General features: G+C 61.9%; 16 protein-coding genes. 9 read left to right on the forward strand and 7 right to left on the reverse strand.

The window, feature by feature from the left end:
* Positions 1–26: 26 nt before the first annotated feature.
* Positions 27–1,451: a glutamate--tRNA ligase gene (gltX, locus tag BUA94_RS21830; RefSeq protein ID WP_073015495.1), complete on the reverse strand. Its 1,425-nt coding sequence runs from the start codon at positions 1,449–1,451 to the stop codon at positions 27–29.
* A 408-nt stretch (positions 1,452–1,859) separates the two neighbouring features.
* Between gltX and BUA94_RS21835 the strand changes: the two genes are divergently transcribed.
* Complete coding sequence (locus BUA94_RS21835; protein ID WP_073015496.1) at positions 1,860–4,280, forward strand: ComEC/Rec2 family competence protein; 2,421 nt, start codon at positions 1,860–1,862, stop codon at positions 4,278–4,280.
* A 517-nt stretch (positions 4,281–4,797) separates the two neighbouring features.
* Here the strand turns inward: BUA94_RS21835 and lexA are convergent.
* From lexA to BUA94_RS21855, 4 genes are all read right to left on the reverse strand, one after another.
* Complete coding sequence (gene lexA, locus BUA94_RS21840) at positions 4,798–5,514, reverse strand: transcriptional repressor LexA (RefSeq protein WP_073015497.1); 717 nt, start codon at positions 5,512–5,514, stop codon at positions 4,798–4,800.
* Positions 5,515–5,666: 152 nt separating this feature from the next.
* Complete coding sequence (locus BUA94_RS21845) at positions 5,667–7,235, reverse strand: TRAP transporter large permease (protein ID WP_073015498.1); 1,569 nt, start codon at positions 7,233–7,235, stop codon at positions 5,667–5,669.
* Complete coding sequence (locus tag BUA94_RS21850; RefSeq protein WP_073015499.1) at positions 7,232–7,834, reverse strand: TRAP transporter small permease subunit; 603 nt, start codon at positions 7,832–7,834, stop codon at positions 7,232–7,234. Before BUA94_RS21850 ends, BUA94_RS21845 begins: the two co-directional genes overlap by 4 nt.
* A 79-nt stretch (positions 7,835–7,913) precedes the next feature.
* Positions 7,914–8,804 carry a LysR family transcriptional regulator gene (locus tag BUA94_RS21855; protein WP_073015500.1) on the reverse strand — a complete coding sequence of 297 codons (891 nt, stop codon included), beginning with the start codon at positions 8,802–8,804 and terminating at the stop codon, positions 7,914–7,916.
* A 198-nt stretch (positions 8,805–9,002) separates the two neighbouring features.
* Between BUA94_RS21855 and BUA94_RS21860 the strand changes: the two genes are divergently transcribed.
* The 6 genes from BUA94_RS21860 to BUA94_RS21885 all read left to right on the forward strand — a co-directional run bounded on the left by BUA94_RS21860 (position 9,003) and on the right by BUA94_RS21885 (position 15,329).
* Positions 9,003–9,356 carry a RidA family protein gene (locus BUA94_RS21860; RefSeq protein WP_073015501.1) on the forward strand — a complete coding sequence of 118 codons (354 nt, stop codon included), beginning with the start codon at positions 9,003–9,005 and terminating at the stop codon, positions 9,354–9,356.
* Between the two features lie 437 nt (positions 9,357–9,793).
* Complete coding sequence (locus tag BUA94_RS21865; protein WP_073015502.1) at positions 9,794–10,519, forward strand: response regulator; 726 nt, start codon at positions 9,794–9,796, stop codon at positions 10,517–10,519.
* A 15-nt stretch (positions 10,520–10,534) separates the two neighbouring features.
* Positions 10,535–11,731, forward strand: a complete 1,197-nt coding sequence (locus BUA94_RS21870) for an FIST N-terminal domain-containing protein (protein WP_073015517.1) — start codon at positions 10,535–10,537, stop codon at positions 11,729–11,731.
* Complete coding sequence (locus tag BUA94_RS21875; RefSeq protein ID WP_073015503.1) at positions 11,724–13,994, forward strand: hybrid sensor histidine kinase/response regulator; 2,271 nt, start codon at positions 11,724–11,726, stop codon at positions 13,992–13,994. The genes BUA94_RS21870 and BUA94_RS21875 overlap by 8 nt, the downstream gene beginning before the upstream one ends.
* Positions 13,995–14,139: 145 nt before the next feature.
* Positions 14,140–14,877, forward strand: a complete 738-nt coding sequence (locus BUA94_RS21880; protein ID WP_175558103.1) for a hypothetical protein — start codon at positions 14,140–14,142, stop codon at positions 14,875–14,877.
* A gap of 104 nt (positions 14,878–14,981) precedes the next feature.
* Positions 14,982–15,329, forward strand: coding sequence for a hypothetical protein (locus BUA94_RS21885; RefSeq protein ID WP_139251251.1), 348 nt, complete (start codon positions 14,982–14,984; stop codon positions 15,327–15,329).
* Positions 15,330–15,487: 158 nt separating this feature from the next.
* Here the strand turns inward: BUA94_RS21885 and BUA94_RS21890 are convergent, their stop codons facing one another.
* On the reverse strand, positions 15,488–16,435 hold the full coding sequence (locus BUA94_RS21890; RefSeq protein WP_084082189.1) for a quinoprotein dehydrogenase-associated SoxYZ-like carrier: 948 nt from the start codon (positions 16,433–16,435) through the stop codon (positions 15,488–15,490).
* Between the two features lie 248 nt (positions 16,436–16,683).
* Between BUA94_RS21890 and BUA94_RS21895 the strand changes: the two genes are divergently transcribed.
* Positions 16,684–17,784, forward strand: a complete 1,101-nt coding sequence (locus BUA94_RS21895) for a quinoprotein relay system zinc metallohydrolase 2 (protein WP_073015504.1) — start codon at positions 16,684–16,686, stop codon at positions 17,782–17,784.
* Positions 17,785–17,800: 16 nt separating this feature from the next.
* Here BUA94_RS21895 and BUA94_RS21900 read toward each other — a convergent pair whose 3' ends face one another.
* On the reverse strand, positions 17,801–18,421 hold the full coding sequence (locus BUA94_RS21900; RefSeq protein WP_235860672.1) for a hypothetical protein: 621 nt from the start codon (positions 18,419–18,421) through the stop codon (positions 17,801–17,803).
* 170 nt (positions 18,422–18,591) lie between these two features.
* Here BUA94_RS21900 and BUA94_RS21905 point away from each other — a divergent pair.
* The coding region (locus BUA94_RS21905) for an alcohol dehydrogenase catalytic domain-containing protein (RefSeq protein ID WP_175558104.1) at positions 18,592–19,078 on the forward strand (487 nt) is incomplete at its 3' end.

Here is a 19,078-nt window from a genome sequence, read left to right on the forward strand (position 1 = left end):
GCGATGCTGCCCTGCGGCATATTTCATCAGGACGCCTGGTCCGCGATGCGGGCAAGGCTCTCGTCGCGTCCCAGTGCGATCAGGACGTCATAAATGCCCGGAGAGGTGCCCCGGCCCGTCAGCGCGGCGCGCAGCGGCTGGGCAACCTTGCCAAGCTTCAGTTCTTTTTCTTCCGCATAGGCCTTGACCGATGTTTCCAGCGGCTCGGCTTCCCAGACGGGAGCGGCGGTCAGAAGCTTGTGTAGATCGGCAAGGATCGACTTGGCTTCGGCATCGAGAATCTTGGCCGCCTTCTCGTCGATGTCGAGCGGGCGCTGGCGCCACAGATAGGAGGCGCTTTCGGTCAGTTCCACCAGGGTCTTGGCGCGTTCCTTCAGGCCGGGCAGGGCGGTCAGAACGGTGGCGGTGTTGTCACCTGCCGCCATCCAGTCGAGCACGTCCTTGCCGCCGTCCACATGGGCAAGGCAGGCCTTCCAGTGGCCGAGCAATTCGGCATCATCGGTTGCGCGCATGTAGTGGCCGTTAAGGTTCTCCAGCTTCTTGAAGTCGAAGCGCGAGGGGGACTTGCCGATGGCATCGGTGCCGAACCACTGGATCATGTCTTCGGTGGACATGATTTCCTCGTCGCCATGGCTCCAGCCCAGTCGTGCCAGATAATTGCGCATGGCAGCTGGCAGATAGCCCATTGCCCGGTAGGCTTCCGCACCGGTCGCGCCATGGCGCTTGGAGAGCTTTGCTCCGTCCGGACCATGGATCAGCGGAATATGCGACATCTTCGGCACGTCCCAGCCCATGGCCTGGAAGATCAGGGTCTGGCGGGCAGCGTTGGTCAGGTGATCGTCGCCGCGGATGATGTGGGTCACAGCCATGTCATGGTCGTCCACCACCACGGCCAGCATGTAGGTCGGCACGCCGTCGGAACGCATCAGGACCAGGTCGTCCAGATCCTTGTTCGGGAAGATAACGCGGCCCTGGACAAGGTCTTCCACCACGGTTTCGCCTTCCAGCGGCGCGCGCAGGCGGATCGCCGGGGCAACGCCCGCAGGTGCCTCGGAGGCGTCCCGGTCGCGCCAGGTGCCATCATAGCGCGGCGGGCGGCCTTCGGCGCGGGCCTTCTCGCGCATTTCCGTCAGCTCTTCCGGCGAGCAATAGCAGCGGTAGGCCGTGCCATTGGCCAGCATGGCTTCCACCACTTCCTGATGGCGGGCGACCCGGGCAAACTGGGAAACCGGTTCGCCGTCCCAATCAAGGCCAAGCCAGGTCAGGCCATCCAGAATCGCATCGACCGCTTCCTGGGTGGAGCGGGTGCGGTCCGTGTCCTCGATGCGCAGCAGCATCTTGCCGCCATGGTGCTTGGCGAACAGCCAGTTGAAGAGAGCCGTGCGGGCGCCGCCGATATGAAGGAAACCGGTGGGTGAAGGCGCAAAGCGCGTGATGACGTTATTGGCCATGGTGGTTCTTGTTTGTCTCTGCCAGAATGATGCCTTGGCGGGAAACCGCCGGGTTGGCGCGGTCTTAGCATAGCAGCGTCAAACTCCAAAGGCCCGGGGAGGGTTTTCGCCTTGGCCGGCACGGGGGACGGGTCCGGTTCGGACCCTGAACAACAGGAGCCGGGGCGTCGGGCAGACCGGAGACTGGCCGGAAAGCACAGGTTCAAGCCTGGGACTTCCGGATCCGCCGGACGCCTTGATCGCCCCGAAGAGGATGTGCCCGCTGAGGGCGCTGAGACCGTATCTTCTGAGCAGAATGTTATACCAGCGGGACCTGCCATCCGGAGCTCCCGGCCCGGCTTTTCACGGCCAAACTGGACCCGTCCGGAAGCCTATGGGTTCGACCCGTCCGGGCCTGTTGGCGGTCCATTGGGATCTTCCTCCGGGTCCCATCGCAAGAGGCAGGGGCGGTGCCGGGAAGAGCAGGGGCTGCTCTGGGGCGGTTTTTCCCTTTCGGCCGGCATTCTGACCTATTTTTCGCTTCCCGAAGAGCCGTCCGCTCCAGTTCTTTTCTGCGCTCTGTTTGTCCTTGCAAGCTGGGCAATCTGGCGGTATCGCACACGCGGGCTGAACCTGGCCGTTCTTCTCGGGCTCTGGTTCTGCACCGGTTTTGCCGCGGGGTCCTTCAGAACCGCCTATGTGGCAGCCCCCCGCCTGGAGGCCGCCCGGACGCTGGACGTGCACGGTGTTGTCACGGAGCGTGAACAGTCTTCTTCCGGCCCGAGGCTGATCGTTGATGTTCTGGAGGCAGGCTCGCGCGGCAGAATGGCGCCTCCGGGCAGGCAGGAGCGCGGGAACGTGATTCCGGCGCGGATCCGCCTTTCCATTCCCGATGCGAGCACCGTGCGGGCCGGGGACCATGTGCGCCTGAAGGCAAGGCTGTTTCCGCCATCCTCCCCAATCCGGCCTGGCGGCTATGACTTTTCCTTCTCGGCCTATTTTTCCGGAATTGGCGCGACGGGCTTTACCTATGGCAAGCCGGAGGTGATTGGCGAGCCTCCTTCTATCGGCTTGCGGCGCACACTGGAAGAGCTGCGTCAGGCGCTGGCGGCCAGGATCCGGCAGAGCCTGTCCCCGGGCGATCCGGCGGAGCTTGCTGTCGCGCTTCTCGTCGGCGAGCGGGCAGGCCTCTCCGACAAGGCGGAGGAGAGCCTGCGGGCGGCCGGACTTGCCCATGTGCTGGCCATTTCCGGCCTGCATATGGGGCTCTTTGCAGGTGGCGCCTATGCGGCCGTGCTTTTGATCCTTGCGATGATCGAGCCGCTGGCGCTCCGGTTTCCCCTGCACAAGATTGCAGCCGGCGTGGCGCTGCTCGCCGCAAGCTTCTACCTGCTCCTGTCGGGTGCCTCTGTTTCCACCCAGCGCGCCTTCATCATGATCTCTCTGGTGTTCCTTGGCATCCTGACCTCCCGGCGGGGGCTGACCCTGCACAGCGTCGCACTTGCCGGTATTGCCTTGTTGCTTGTCCGGCCCGAACAGCTCTTTCATCCGGGGTTTCAGATGTCCTTCGCTTCGGTGATCTGCCTCGTGGCTGTGTACAGCCAATGGACAGACAGCCGCTTGCGCAAACTCGCAGGGGGTGAGCGGGCGGAAATGCGGAACCTGCCACTGCGTCTGGTCCTGACGCCGCTGTTCTGGCTTTTCGGAGTTCTTGCCACAACAGCAATTGCCGGTCTTGCGACGGGTATCATCGGAGCCCATCATTTCGGCCGCATTGCCTCCTATGGCATGATTGGCAATCTGCTTGGCATGCCGCTTGTGTCTCTGATCATCATGCCGATGGGGGTGCTGGCCCTGGCTTTGATGCCTCTTGGCCTTTCTGCCCTCCCGCTTTTCGCCATGGAGAAGGGACTGTCCATGTTGCTGGCGGTCGCATCCTTTACCCAGTCTCTGGAGGATGGCAGGGGCTCCGTCGTTCCGCCGGGAGCCAGCGCGACCTTGTTTCTGACGTCCGGGCTGTTCTGGTTGCTTCTGGCAAGGGGACGCTGGCGGTGGATCTCGCCGGGTTTGATAGCGGTGGGCTTGGCTTTCCTGGTTATTGAACGGCCTGCCGATGTCCAGATTGCGGACAGTGGGGCCACGGTGGCTGCGCGAGACCGGGAGGGAAGCCTTCGCATTTCTTCAGCGCGCGCGAGCTTCGCGGGCGAGATGTGGCTGCAGGCAGAAGGAGTATCGCCCGATCTGCTGAAATCACGAAAGATGGCAGCAGATCAAGCCGCCTGCGATGAGACGGGCTGTGTCTATCGCGCCTATCCGCCCGGGAACGCCGAAGACCGCCGCAATTGGGCGGGGCTGGGTCTGGCGCTGTTTGGTCTGGGGTCCGCAGCGGAGCAGGGAGCTGTCGATAAACTTGAATTGGAACAAGTTGTTATCGGTAAAAATTCAGAAACAGAGTCAAGGGAAGAGCGTGTCCGTGCCTTGCTGGTCGCGCTTCCGAGAACCGTTGAGGCACTGGAGCTGGATTGCCGTCTTGCGGATGTGGTCGTCACGGATCTGGATGTGCCCGCAGACTGCGCTGCGTCTTTCGTTATCGGCGGCAAGGACAGGAAGGATCTCGGTGCTCTGTCATTCTGGCTTGAGACACCTTTTTTGGGAAAGACGGAGGCTCTCAGTGGCGCCGATGGCGGAGAACGAGACCGGATTGAAGACGGGCTGGAAGGCGATGGCCTGACCGGCGTTCTTCAGGGAGATGCCTCCGAAAATTCAGGAGGCTCAAAGGCGCCGCAGAGGACGGTCATTTCCGCCTGGCGGGGCGCCAAAACCCGTCCCCCGCGCCCCTGGCACCAATAGGATCTGGAAGCCTGACCATTTCGCCGAGGCCCTCCAGCGTCTCCTCGGGCTTCTTGGTCCGGAAGCCATGCGAATCCACCTCCTGAAAGCACGGCTTTCTGTGAGGTGATGTCGCGACATGGATGCGATGGTCTGGCCATGGGCAGGCCATGGGAGGGCGAAGCCGAAAGGGATTTCGCATGCGAAAAGGCTGACATAGTCAGTTCTCCGCCCCAAACCTCTCAATTCGTCATCCCGCACACAGCGAAGCGAAGATGCGGGATCGGAGAGCCGGGGTGCGCCGGTCGGCTCCTGATTAAAACCGATAATCCTTTGGCTCACCGGTCCCGGCTCGCGCTGCGCTTGGCCGGGATGACGATCAAGAACTTGATGCCTTTGTCAGCAGTCTCGATCAGCTCTTATGGCTTTGATCGGGCGCGAGGAGCGTGGTGAGCCCGCCCTCAACAAAACCGGCCAGAAACTTGCGTTTCTGGCCGGCTAAAACTCGGGGTGCCTGATCTTCGATCCTGGCGGATCGTCAGTATTGGCGGAAGAGGGCGACGAGGCGGCCCTGTACCCGGACGCGGCCTGGGCCGAAGATCCGGGTTTCATAGGCCGGGTTGGCGGCCTCAAGGGCGATGGAGGCGCCTTTCTTGCGCAGGCGCTTCAAGGTGGCTTCCTCGCCATCCACCAGGGCCACGACGATATCGCCGCTCTCAGCAGAGTCCGTGCGCCGGATCAGCACTGTGTCACCGTCCAGAATGCCGGCTTCGATCATGGAATCGCCACGCACTTCCAGGGCGTAATGTTCGCCCTTGCCGATAAGCTCCGGCGGAACGGTGATGGAATGGCTGTGGGTCTGGATGGCCTCGATCGGCACACCGGCGGCAATGCGGCCCATGACCGGGATCTCGAGACCGGAGGCGACTTCGACCGGTGGCGGCGGGGGAGACTTCGCGACAGGCTTGCCCAGATCGCCCTCGATCACTTCCGGCGAGAAGGCGCCGCGGGCAGGCGGCGTTGCAAGGCCGGGAGCTATGGATTCCGGAAGGCGGATCAATTCCATCGCACGGGCCCGGTTCGGCAGGCGCTTGATGAAGCCGCGTTCTTCAAGGGCGGTGATCAGGCGGTGGATGCCGGACTTTGACCGGAGGTCGAGCGCGTCCTTCATTTCGTCGAAGGAGGGCGGCACACCGGTTTCCTTCAACCTCTCATGAATGAACATCAGCAGTTCGTATTGCTTGCGCGTCAACATGCCCGGTGGTCTCCACTGCGGCCTTGGTACAAATCAGGAACGTACCATACCTGTTCACAGTGTGTTCTACAAGCGTTAAGGGTCCCTTTCCGGTGTTCTCCTTTGTTCTTCCTGGCTGAAAGACCCGGATTAAGGGCTCTTTCAGGGGAATTTCAACCGTAGAGAAGCTTCGGCAAGGTGGTGGCGAGTGCGGGAAAGAGTGCGACAAGACCAAGGGCGGCCATCTGAAGCAGGATGAAGGGAGTGATTCCCGCGTAGATCGCCGAGGTCTTCAGATCCGGCGGGGCCACCTTTCGGAAATAGAACAGGGCATAGCCGAAGGGCGGGGTGAGAAAGCTCATCTGCAGGTTCATGCTGATCAGGATCGCGAACCAGACCGGGTCGACACCCGCAGCCATCAGTGGCGGGCCAGCCACAGGCACGACGATGAAGATGATCTCGACATATTCGATGATGAAGCCAAGGACGAAGATGATGGCCATCACCGCCAGAAGCGCGACCGCTGTCTCCCCCGGCAGACCGTGAAGGAAGTCTTCGACCATCCTGTCTCCGTCGAGCCCCCGGAACACCAGGGACAGCATGGCAGCGCCGAGGACGATCAGGATCATCATGGTGACCATCCGGGCCGTGTCCCTTGAGACCGCCAAAAGATCCCCCCGGCGCAGTTCCTGCCAGACGGCGAGCAGTGTGCCGGCGCACAGGAGGCCAAAGGCGGCGGCTCCCGGATAGAACAGGGCCGGGTGGATGCCATGTCCGCCGTGGAACTTCAGAAGAACAACGATCAGCGCTGCGGGTAGCGTCGCCTGCAGCAATATCCTTTGCCAGCGGGGCTGTCCGCCCCGGTCGAGTGCCACCATGATCAGGGCACCAACTGCGCCCAGCGCCGCACTTTCCGTTGTGGTGGCGACGCCGCCCAGAATGGAGCCCAGCACAAGCAGGATCAGGATCAGGGGCAGCAGAAGGGGTTTGAGCGCGGCGCTGCGCGAGAGCGTGGCTTCACCACTCTCCTGAGGCTGCAACAGCGTGTCTCTGCGGACCGGCGGGCAGGTTTCAGGGCGAAGCCAGGCGTTGAGCGCGGCATAGGCGAGATAGAGCAGCACCAGGACAAGGCCCGGCAGGATCGCGCCGGCAAAGACGGCACCGACAGAAACCGGCTCGGGGGAAAAGGAGCCGGCTGCCCTTTGCCCGGCCTGATAGGCGTTGGAGATCTGGTCCGTCAGCAGGATCAGCAGGATAGAGGGGGGAATGATCTGGCCAAGTGAGCCTGCGGCACAGATGACGCCCGAAGAGAGGCGCGGCGAATAGCCCGCACCGGACATCGCCGGGAGCGCGATCAGGCCCAGCATGAAGATGGTCGCGCCGATCACGCCGGTGGAGGCGGCCAGCAAGGCGCCGACGATGATGACCGCATAGGCAAGACCGCCGCGCCGCTCGCCGAAAAGCGCCCCTGCCGCCAGCATCATCCGCCGCGCCATGTCCGAGCGCTCCAGCAGTCCGCCCATGAGAACAAAGAGCGGCAGGGCCATGAATACCGGATTGGAGAGGACGCCAAAGGCTCTTGAAGGAAAGGCGGCCAGAAAGGCCATGTCGAAATGACCGAGCGCTGTTCCAAGCAGCGCTGTCAGGACCGGTGCGCCAAGGAGAACAAAGGCCACCGGCGCGCCGGAAAGAATGCCGCCGGTCAGGAGCACGGCGAGGAAGATCAGGAGGGCGCTGCTCATGGCTTTTCCGGGCTGTAGGGCTGCCTCTTCAGCCCCAGGACCAGGGCGGTGAGGGCAAGGCTCATGAAAAAGGCGGTCATGGCGCCCTTCAGCAGGAAGTAGCCTGGCAAGCCGCCAACGCTTGGCGAAGCCTCCAGCACCCTGAAAGCGCTGACCGTTTCGGGCAGGGACACCCAGCTGGCCCAGATCATGGCCGGGAGAAGCAGGAACAGCAGGGCAAAGCGGTCAGCCAGAGCCCGCCTGCTGTCGCTCCATCTGGCATAGAACACATCAACCCGGACGCTGCCGTCGGCGATCAGCAGGGCCGGGGCCGGAGCAATGGTCGCCAGAAAGAACAGATAGGTCAGAAGATCCAGCGCCCAGGGCGTGCCATAGGAAAAGACATAGCGCAGGGCAACCACGAGCAGCTGGAGGAGAAGCAAGGCAATCAGCAGCGTGGCAGCCATCGACTCCAGACTGCCTGCAAGACGGCCCAGTGCCCTCTTGAGACGGAGGGCGGATTTGCTTCGATCCTTGTGCTGGGTGGACATGAGCGGGGATCCGGATGACGGCAGGGGCTTCGCAAGGGGGATGCGGCAGCAATAGATTGTTTCCTGCATCAATGGCGGATTCCTGTGCGCCTGCCAACCGTGAGGTCGAAGCCAATTGGCTCGCCGGTGCGTCTGATCGGGCAGGTATTTATCCGGCAGCCACCGGAAGATGGGCCAGAAAGGCTTCAACGGCGGCGACCTTGGTCATCTCCGGCAGGCAGACTGCCCAATGGGAGGCCATGAGATTGGGGTCGGGAATGGGGACGCCCTTGAAGGGATCTCCCGGTGAAAGCTCCGCGTCCAGAACCACACCAAAGCCCAGGCCGCTCGAGATCATCGCGCAGATCGATTCCCAGGAGCCGAGCGAAAGAAGGGTGTGCGGGGTGATGCTGGCAACGGTTGCTGCCGCCTCGAAGATCTGGCGCGTTCCGGAGGATTTCTCGCGCTGGATCAGCGGCAGGCTTTCCACCATGCGCCAGTCGAGATGGGGGCGCTGAGCAAGCTCATGGGTTTCCGGCATGGCGATCACGACCCTTGCTGCGCAGAGCTTCAGACCGGACAGGCCTTCGGGCCTGGCCCTTGCGGTGATGAAGGCAATGTCGATCTTGCCCGCCTCCAGCATGGCCAGAAGATCGGCGCTTGCTGCTGACAGCGCTTCGATGGTCACGCCGGGAGAATGGCTCATGAAGGCGGAGATATGGGGAATGGCGAGCTGAAAGGCGGAATAGCCGATCCGGAGCTGACCCTTGCCGCCCAGGCTTTGCTCGTGCAGTTCGCTCTCCAGATCATCCGACAGGGCAAGCAGGGCGCGGATCCTGGGCAAGAGAGCCGTCAGGGATGGGGAAGGCCGCGCCGTATGGCCATCCCGGATGATCAGCCGGGCCTTGAACCGGTTCTCAAGCGCCTGGACGTGATTGGAGACGGAGGGCTGAGCAATGCCAAGCCTCTTGGCGGCGAGGGAGAAACTGGAAGTTTCCACGACCGCATTGAGGGCCTGCAATTGGGCAAGTGTCAGACGGGAGCGGGGATTGTCAGCCATGATAGAATGGCACCCTAGCATCTTGAGGGCTGTTTGACAGGGGGCAGCACTGCGCTTTCCTGCTGTCATGCGCAGGGAAGGACAGATCCTCGCCGGACCGCAAAATCCTGATGGCGTTCTCAGTCTGTCGAGGCTATCAAGCGAGCCTGAGGCGTGTCTGGCCACACGGTGCAGGCCCCTGACAGGAAAGGATCCCAAATGACTGAAATCACCCGTCTCGACAAGGGCCCGCGCATGAGCCAGGCCGTGATCCACGGTGGACTGGTTTACCTGGCTGGCCAGGTTGGAGCTCCGGGCGAAAGCGTCACCGAGCAGACCAAGGCCATCTTGAAGAACATTGACGAGTTGCTGGCCCGCGCTGGCTCAGACAAGTCCCGTCTGCTCAGCACCACCATCTGGCTGCAGAGCATGAACGACTTTGCCGAGATGAATGCCGTTTGGGACGGCTGGGTCGATCCGGAAAACGCTCCGGCACGCGCAACGGGCGAATCTGCTCTCGCGACCCCGGACTACAAGGTCGAGATCATCGTCGTTGCAGCTCTGAACGACTGATCATGATCGATTGATCCTGCCGGATTGATCTTCATTGCCAGATCTTGCCCTTCGGGATTCTGTCCCGGAGGGCTTTTTGTTTTTTGCCGCAGCGTCACCTGGCGCTGGGCTAATCCGGAGCTTAGGGCAGTAGCGCGATTGTTGCATGTGCGAAGTATTTTTTAGAGCTGTGGGCTTAGCGTTGATGCATCTATTAGTTGCTTCATAGTCAGCTCGCGCCTAGGTCTCTGTTTTTACGATCAAACATAAACAGCGACTGCGGCGTCGCTCTCCTTCGCAGTTGCGAGCGCGCTTGGTGTGCGGGGCAAGAAAACCTAATACTTAGGTCTTGTATTTCGTGCAATTTTTCCGCGTATGTGTAGTTGTTGCAAGGGTTTTTCTTGATCGTTGCCTTTCTGCCTTGCTACTCTCTGAAGTCTCTAGGGAGGAGAAGCCGGATGAGCACAAAATGCGATCCGCAAGACCAGCTTGTGATCAAGTCCATTCTGGTTATCGACGATCATCCACTATATTGCGACGCGCTGGCGGCGACGCTGGAGAAGCTGTTCCGCTCGCGTTCAGTCAAGACCGCTACATCGCTGAAGGAGGGATTGCGCCTGGTTGGAACGCGGTTCCAGCCTGATCTGGTGATGCTGGATCTGAAACTGCCCGATGTCACTGGGCTGAGCGGTTTCCTGAAGGTGCGCAGCAAGCTGCCGGATGTTCCGGTACTGGTCATTTCGGCGGAATCTTCCGACGAGACCATCAGTGCACTTCTGTCTGCAGGCGCAGCGGGGTTCATTCCCAAGGATGCCACTCACAAGATCCTGCAGCAGGCGCTTCTGGATGTGCGCGAAGGCCGGCGGTTCCTGCCGCCCGGTTTTACCCCGCCCAAGCGGACCGCTGCCCAGGAAATGAATTCCCGGCAGGTGGCTCACAAGATTGCCGAGCTTACCCCGCAGCAGAACCGGATCATGAAGCTGATCTGTGCCGGCAAGCCCAACAAGCAGATTGCCTATGAGCTGTCTCTCGCAGAAGCGACGGTGAAGGCGCATATCACGGCCCTGCTGCGCCGGCTCGGGGTCAACAATCGCACGCAGGCGGCGGTTCTGGTGAGGAGCGCAAGCCTCTCTGCCGGATTGCCTCCTATGTCTGATTCCGATGCCCGTGCCCTCCTGAGCTAAGCGGGTCAGATGAACATGAACATCACCCCTCCGGGGCTGGCGCATTCCGGCAAGGCAAGACGGCGGAATAGGCCGGAGACTGTCGAGGTGGGCCTGTCCTATGCGGGGGACGCCTCGCAAGCCGTTGCGGAGGCGACAGCAAACCTGTCACCTCCGGCAGCCTGTTTCATGCTGGTCTTCGTGCCGGATCATCTGGATCCGCGCGATGTCGCTGCCGAGTTTGCCAGCCAGTTGCCGCAGACGACCATTTTCGGATGCAGCACGGCCGGTCAGATCACGAGCCAGGGCTACGAGAATTCGGCGCTCTTCGTGATCGCCTTTCCCAAGAAGCACTTCCGCTGCTCTTCGGCGCTGTTCAAGCCCTTGAAGCCCATCTCCATCGAAAAGACCGCCAATCAGGCCCGGACCCTGTCGACACGGTTCCGGCCGACCGCCAACTGGAAGCGGGTGGCGCTGGTTTTTGCCGACGGCCTGTCCAAGCAGGAAGACCTCCTGGTCTCCGCGCTGGAGGCCGGGCTCGGCAATGTGCCTGTCTTCGGCGGGTCTGCCGGTCACGGGCTGGCCTTCGACGAGACCTTTGTCCTTCATGGCGGGGAGGCGCATACAAACGCCGGTCTCCTGCTGCTTCTGGAGACGGATCTGGATTTCTGCGGTCTCGGCTTTGACCATTTCGTGCCAACCTCCACCCGTATGGTGGTGACGCGCGCTGTACCGGAAGAGCGGCTGGTGCTGGAAATCAACGGCGCTCCGGCTGCCCGGGAATATGCCCGCTGCGTTGGCCGGTCGATCGATGAGTTGTCGCCGAAGATCTTTGCCGAAAATCCCGTTCTTGTGCGCAATGGCAACAGCTGGCACGTGCGCGCCATTCAGCAGGTGGAAGAAGGCGGTGGCCTCTGGTTCCTGTCTGCCATCGATGATGGCCTCGTCCTGACCCTTGGACAGGGGACGGAAATCCTCTCCATGCTGGACAGCGGCCTCGGGCAGGCATCGACCAGTGGCCGGGAGCCGGATTTCATCCTTGGCTTCGACTGTTTCCTGCGCAAGCTGGAGATCGAACTGAACGGCCTGGTGGACGATGCCTCGCAGATCCTCAAGAAGCACAATGTTCTGGGCTTCAACACTTACGGCGAGCAGCATCTGGGTGTCCATGTGAACCAGACCTTCGTCGGCGTTGCCTTCTATCCGCCGGTTTCGGGAGGGGGCCTTGATTGATCCCCAGGAGCCGCTCGAGGTTCAGGTCGAGCGGCAGGCGAAGATCATTGATGCCTTGATCCAGCGGGCCACACGCGAAGACGACATCGGCGGCTCCGCCTATTCCCTGTTCCAGTCCGCCATCGCACTTCAGGGCGAGGTCTGGGAGAAGAACCGGGAGCTCGAGCGGGCGCTGGATACATTGGGGCGGGCCAGCAATCAGCTCCGGATCGCGGAATTTGCCCGCGAACAGACGCAGCGCAATCTGGCTGACGCTCTGGAGGCCATGGAAGGCGGCTTTGCGCTGTTCTCCGACAGTGAACTGGAAATCTGCAACAACCAGTTCAAGCGGCTTGTTCCCGACATTGCCGAGGTGATCATTCCCGGTCTGCGGATCGAGGACTATCTGGATGCGCTCTATCACAGCAAGGAAGTGACCTGGGACCCTTCGGCGGCAGGACCCGCCGCCACGAGGGGCATGGGTGTGGAACGGTCTGATGGCTCCATCGTGCCGCCGGTCTTCGGCCTGCGGGGAGATCGCTGGTACCAGATCACCCACAAGCGGGCGAGCGACCGCAAGGTGGTGCTTCTGTCGACAGAGATCACCAGCGTGGTCCGGCAAAGCCGGTTCGAGAAGGACCGGCTGATCGATGAGCAGGCCCGTTTCGTTCAGGCCGCCTTTGATCACATGACCCAGGGGGTCTGCACCTTCTCCGCGGAAGGGTCTCTGCTGATCCACAATGAGCGGTTCCGCGAGTTGCTGCGCCTGCCGGTGCCCCTGGTGCGCAAGGGCACGGCCGTTGCCCAGATCCTTGATTTCATCCTGCGCAACAATCTCCTCTCCAGTCCTGATCCGGTCCCGGAGCTTGCCCGCTGGGCGGCGGAAATCCGGACCGGGCAGGGGCTGAAGAAACAGGTCCGTCACCTGAGCGGCGAGATCCTGGACATCCGCATTCATGGCCTGCCCGACAAGGGCTACATCATGAATGTCATGGACATCACCGCCGAGGTCCAGACCACCCAGATGCTCGAACAGCGGGTGCAGGAGCGGACCCTTGAGCTGACCCGCGCCAATGAGCGGTTGCAGCGGCAGAACGAAGAACAGGTCCGCATTGACGAGCAGTTGCGCATCGCCAAGGAGCAGGCCGAAGACGCCATGCGTTCCAAGACGAGGTTCTTTGCCGCTGCCAGCCACGACCTTCTCCAGCCGATCAACGCCGCCAAGCTCCTCATCTCGCATCTGTCGGAACATGCAGGGGATCTGGAGATCGGCGATACGGTCAAGCGGCTGGACCGGTCCTTCGTGTCCATCGAGAGCCTGCTTCATGCGCTGCTGGATATCTCCCGGCTGGATTCCACCGGCACGGAAATGTCCGTCGGGCATTTCTGCCTTGGTGACTTGATGATCGGCGCAAGGGAAGCCTATGCGGGTCTCGCCGAGGAAAAGGGGCTACGTCTTGATGTGGTGCCGAGCAGCCTGTGGGTGCGCAGCGATCAGCGCTATCTGAGCCGCTCGATCCAGAACCTCGTCGTCAACGCCATCCAGTATACCTCCAGCGGCCGTGTGCTCGTGGGGTGCCGCAGACATGGCAGGCAGGTCGTTCTGGAAGTCTGGGATACGGGGATCGGCATTTCCAAGAAGGACCAGCAGCGGATCTTCTCCGAGTTCACCCGCGTGACGTCGGATGGGGCCGGGTTTGGCATGGGGCTGGGGCTATCCATCGTCGACCGGGCCTGCCGCAGGCTGGGGCACCCGGTTGCGGTGCGGTCCAAGCCGGGCATCGGTTCGGTGTTCTCCATCACCTTGCCTGTCGTTGCCCAAGACCCGGCCAATGTTTTTGGAGATGCGGAAGACGGCTCCTTCCCGGCGGAAGATTTGGATCTCATCGTTCTGATTGTCGAGAACAATCCGGATGTTCTTTTTGCCACCACCCGCAAGGTGGAAAGCTGGGGAGCGAGCGTTCTGACAGCCGCCTCAACCGAGGAAGCGCTGGCGCAGGTCCGGGAGCTGGGAATGGCGCCGGATATCATTCTTGCCGATTATCAACTCGACGGCGACGACAACGGCATCAAGACCATTCAGGCCCTGCGCCGGGAGACGGGGGCGCATATTCCAGCGGTGATGATCACGGCCAGCCGCGAGGACACGCTTGCCGCCGACAGCAAGCAGCATGACTTCACCATCCTGACCAAGCCGGTGCAGCTTTCCCGGCTGCGGCCTCTGATTGACTGGAAGACCAGTTCGGTGCGCCAGGAGGAAGACGACGAGGACGAGGGCGCCTGAGCGGAAGTGGCTCTGCAACGCCGACCTTTGTCTGCGGTGACAGGCGGGACAGCGGGGATAGGCTCGGTACCGGAATTGGCAGACTGGCTGCGGCTGCAAGGAGGAGGCCTTGCTGCTGCGCCAGATGCATCTGGGAGGAATGAACATGCGCCGTTTGATGCGCCGACTTCTGGCCGGCCTCGCCGGTCTTTCTCTTGTACTCGGGATTCTGGCGGGGCCCCTTCAGGCTGCCTCACCGGTCAAGGACAAGGATACGGCCACCTATGACCTGATCTTCAAGGAAGGGACGCTGGATGGCATCGACCGGAAGGACGTTCTGACCTATGGCAAGGATGTCTCGGCCAAGGGGCGGCCGGACATTGGCGAAAAGACCTCCGGCACCCTTCGTCTTGCCTTTGCCCCGGAGAACATGGCTGAACTGCGCTTTGCGCCCAAAGGGGAAGAGAGCGGTCCGTTTCGCACCTTGGCCGAGTTTCCCGCATCTGTTGGCAATCCGCTGATCCTCTATTTTGTCGAGACCGTTGTGCGGGATATGGCCGCCACGGCAGGCGGCAGCCCCTATTACATTCGCAACAGGGTGAAGGCATCGCTTCTGGAGAGCGTGCCCGTCGAGACGTCAAGCCAGCCTTATCTGGGCAAGGACGTTCCGGTTCAGAAACTGATCCTCCGGCCATTCAAATCGGATCCGAACCGGGACCGGATGGCGGGCTTTGCAGACCTTGTGCTGACCGTAACGGTCTCCCCGGAGGTGCCCGGCTGGTATCTGGACCTCACGGCCGATACGCCAGGTGCCGAAGGGGAGGATCAGGCCTACCGGCTCAGCCTTCATCTGGAAGGGGCAGGTCCTGCGGAGGGGGCGGCGTCTCCGGAGGTGACCCAATGATCCGGCAGCGCAGAATTGACCTGGAGCGAGGCTCTGTTCTCCAAATGTTCTCATTTGTTCGTGCGGGTGGAATAAAGGCACTTGGCGCTGGGCTGATGACGCTTGTGCTGGCCTTGGCGCTTTCGTCCGGGCAATCCGCTCTGGCCGCAGGACCAAAGCAATCCATGGCCGATCAGCTCAATGACTATCCCACCGAAGCGCGAGCGGACTATGTCTTCGGCTGCATGGCGACCAATGGCCAGAGCAGCGACGTGCTGCGCAGGTGTTCCTGTTCCATCGACGTGATCGCGTCCATTCTGCCCTATGAGAAATACGTGGAGGCGGCAACCGTGCTGTCCATGCGCCAGACCGGGGGGGAACGCATGGCGATCTTCTCCCAGGCCGCCAGCGCCCGGGAGCTTGTCGCAAACCTCCGCCGTGCCCAGGCAGAAGCGGATATCGTCTGTTTCTAGGGGAGTGCTTCTGTCCCATTTGTCTGGCGTGTGCCAAAGGGGAAGGTCTCGCCTGATCTCCGCTGATCTTTCAGCAAGCATTCTCCGCCGCACAAGGCGCCACGGCCGACTGGTCATCCGAACCTGATCCCGCCCTGTTCCGGGGGGGCTTGCGTCCCTTACCCTTCGACTTGCTTGGGTAAGGTCTTGTCCCAGCTGTTGCCTTCCGTGTCTTCCATGTGGATCGTCAGGTCAGGCGTCCCATTGTCGGTGTAGCTGAAGCGGAACACGGGATTCTCGCTGATCGAGATCCCGCCCTCCATGGAAAAGAGCAGGTCATCGCCCTGATAGACCGTCAGCTTGTCGATGAAATGGGCCGCAATGAAAAGCTGGGTAATCTGGTCCCGCTGCAGGCCGGAGTAGTTCGGGTGGCGGATCATCACCTGGGTTTCCCGCCGCTGCCCGTCCGGCGTGGACATGGCGGCTGCTGCCTCCGCCTTCGGGAAGCTGCGGACGCGGATCTCGCCCATGGTCGACAGCGCCAACTGGGGATCGCGTGTTGCCGGGGCGGAGCAGCCGCCTGACGCCTTGACGAAGCGGCCGGTCATCACCGGTCCCTGGTCGGTTTCGGCTATCAGGCGGACATTGGAATATTGGTTGACCCGCACCCGCAGCTCCATGTTCAACGGGTGCATCGCCGGACCAAAGGTGAAGGTGCCCGCCACGGGGGCCGGGTTCTCGTCGATGATCAGTTTCGCCGACTGGATCCTTGGCGCAGCGGCGCTGGGCTGGGACAGGACGATCGGAACGGTCGCCGCGTCATTGGCGCGGTAGGGTGCCTCGAGCGAGACGATGCCATCGGCTTCTTTCGGCATAACCTTGCCAAGAATATCCGCCTTCAGATCGTCCCAGGTGCTGCCCGGTTGCAAGGGCGGAGCAACCGGGTCTGCCTTCGCTGCTAAGGCCTGCGTTCCTGAAGAGGAAGTCTTCGCGGAATCTTCCGCCAGCGCTGGGCCGGATACTGCAAGAAGCAGAGCGAGGGCGGTGAGCGTTGTCAGGCGCTGGGCAGCGAACCCTGCGGTGGCCGTGCCTAATCCACTCGATGATTTGGTCGTCGATCTGGTCATGAGATCCTCCCGCCGGCCGGGTCGGATCCGTTCTTCCTCCCCCGTTCTTCCTCCCAAGGAAACACCGGGAAACGCTAGGAAGCTCTGGGCGAGTGCCAGAAGTCTCAGGATCTGCGATTGGCCAGCCGGCACATGCTGTTCCGGAGCATCAGTTTAGTCCGGCTCTGACGCTAGGGAAATACAGCCTTCCGGCTATGTTGCCTCGGGCTTTGCGGACGAAGAGGCTGGGGGCAACCTGGAGCCGAGCAATGTTTGAACTGGTGGTCACCCTGTGCCTTGCAGCAAGCCCTTCGGGAATCTCGTCCGGCCCGGCTTCAACGGCCTCGCCCATTTGCCGTGAGGTCTTGATCCCCGGTCACGAGACCGCGGAGCGGGAGACTTGCGAGGCGGACCTTGCCCGCTTCCAGCTGCCGCAGGGCTGGCCAGAAGGGCTTGCGCCGGAAAGTCAGGATGACCTGGCAGGCAAACTTGGCTGCCAGCATCAAGGCACGGCGCTCTCCGTTACGGAAATTGCCCCCGGCGTTTTCGTGCATGAAGGCCGGATCGAAGAGCCGGGGGCGGAAAATGCGGGAGACGTTTCCAACAGCGGGTTCATCATCGGCAAGACCTCTGTTGCGGTCATTGATGCGGGCGGATCGCGCCTGACCGGCGAGCGGCTTTACCGTGCCCTCCGGCACCAGACTGATCTTCCGGTCAGCCATCTGATCCTGACCCACATGCATCCAGATCATGTCCTCGGGGCCTCGGTTTTCAGGGAGGCGGGCGCGAGTGTCGTCGGCCATCCCGCGCTGGCAAGGGCGCTGGAGGACCGGGCAGGGTCCTATCTTGCCTCTTTCGGCCGTTTGATCGGCGATCCCGCATTTCTTGGAACGCGCGTCATTTTGCCGGATAACTCTGCGGAGGAGGCAAAGACGGTAATCGATCTGGGGGAGCGCCGGTTGCAGCTCAGGAGCTGGCCGCTGGCCCATAGCCCGTCCGATCTGACTGTTCTGGACGAGGCGACCGGAACTCTTTTTGCCGGAGATCTTCTGTTCGACCGGCATGCGCCAGCCCTTGATGGATCTCTGAAAGGCTGGCAGGCGGCGCTGGAGCAGTTGACGGAGCTTCCCGTCACGCAACTTGTGCCGGGGCATGGAGGGCCAGTCCTTGCCTCACCAGAGGGGATAGAGCCCTTGCGCCACTATCTGGAGGTGCTTGCCCGCGACACGCGAGAGGCCATTGCCCGCGGTGAGCCGCTCAGCAGGGCGGCAAGTCATATTGGCGAGGGCGAGGCTGCGAATTGGGCTTTGTTCGGCCTCTACAATCCCCGCAATGCGACGGCTGCCTATTCAGAACTGGAATGGGAGTAATATCTTTCAGGATCAATTAGTTGGATTGTTTTTCCTGAAGCAGTTTGGAAAGAGCGTAGAGCCGCTTTTCCAGGAGAACCGGCGTCTCGCAGATATAGGTCAGCGACTTGGAACGGTCCGTATAGACCCGTTCATCCCAATCGATCTGTACCTCGATCTTGTCGACTGCATCGTAATCCGGTTCCGGCTTTGCCATCAGCGTGGACATTTCCGTCCGGGATTTCTCGATCCGCTCCGACAGCGCGATCTGCTTTTGCGAGTAGCGCTCGATGCCGGAAATGATGCGGCTGCGGTCTGCGGAAATCCGGTCAAAGACGGCAAGGAAGATCCGGCTCATGTCGTCCGGTGCGGCATCCGGATGGGCTTTCCGGAACGTCTCGATCAGCGGGGCAGCTTCGTCCAGGGAGATACGGCGAAGGGCCAGCTTGTCCGCAAGCGCCTGCGCCTCCGGCTGGAGCTTTTCCGCAGCTGGGTCAGGAATGAGGTTCGGCCACATGAGGCCCGCGGAAAGACGCTCGACCTTGCGCTGCTGGCAGGGCCAGCTCGGATCGGAGAAATCGGCCGCATGAGCGCTGTGCAGAAAGCTTCCCCCCAGAACGGCGAGGCTTGCCAGGGCACCAAGGAACATGCGCGCCATCGTCTTTATCTCCCATGACTTGACCGGTTGATCTTGGCCCGGGGAGGGGCGGTACAAAACCCACACCAAGGTCGCAATTGTCCGCTTGGACCCCGCTCTTATAGTCGGGGGAACAGATCTGCCGCACCCAGATTCCGTAGCGGCGGACGGAGGAAACCCGGAGTTTTTATATGCAGACGAGAGCGGCTTTGGCGGTTGGGGCGGGCAAGCCCCTTGAGGTAACGACGGTGAACCTTGAAGGTCCGAAGGCCTTTGAGGTTCTGGTCGAGATCAAGGCGACGGGCGTTTGCCACACGGACGAGTTCACGCTTTCCGGGGCGGATCCCGAAGGTCTGTTCCCGGCGATCCTGGGCCATGAGGGCGCGGGTGTTGTCGTGGAAGTCGGTCCGGGTGTAACCACCCTGAAGCCGGGCGATCATGTGATCCCGCTCTATACGCCCGAGTGCCGCCAGTGCGAATACTGCCTCAACCCGAAGACCAACCTGTGCCAGTCGATCCGCTCGACGCAGGGTGCTGGCCTGATGCCGGATGGCTCCTCGCGCTTCACCACGATGGATGGCGAGAAGATCCTGCACTACATGGGCACGTCCACCTTCTCCAACTTCACGGTCGTGCCGGAGATCGCTCTGGCGAAGATCCGCGAAGACGCGCCGTTCG

The organism is Roseibium suaedae (genome assembly GCF_900142725.1).
Taxonomy (GTDB): domain Bacteria; phylum Pseudomonadota; class Alphaproteobacteria; order Rhizobiales; family Stappiaceae; genus Roseibium; species Roseibium suaedae.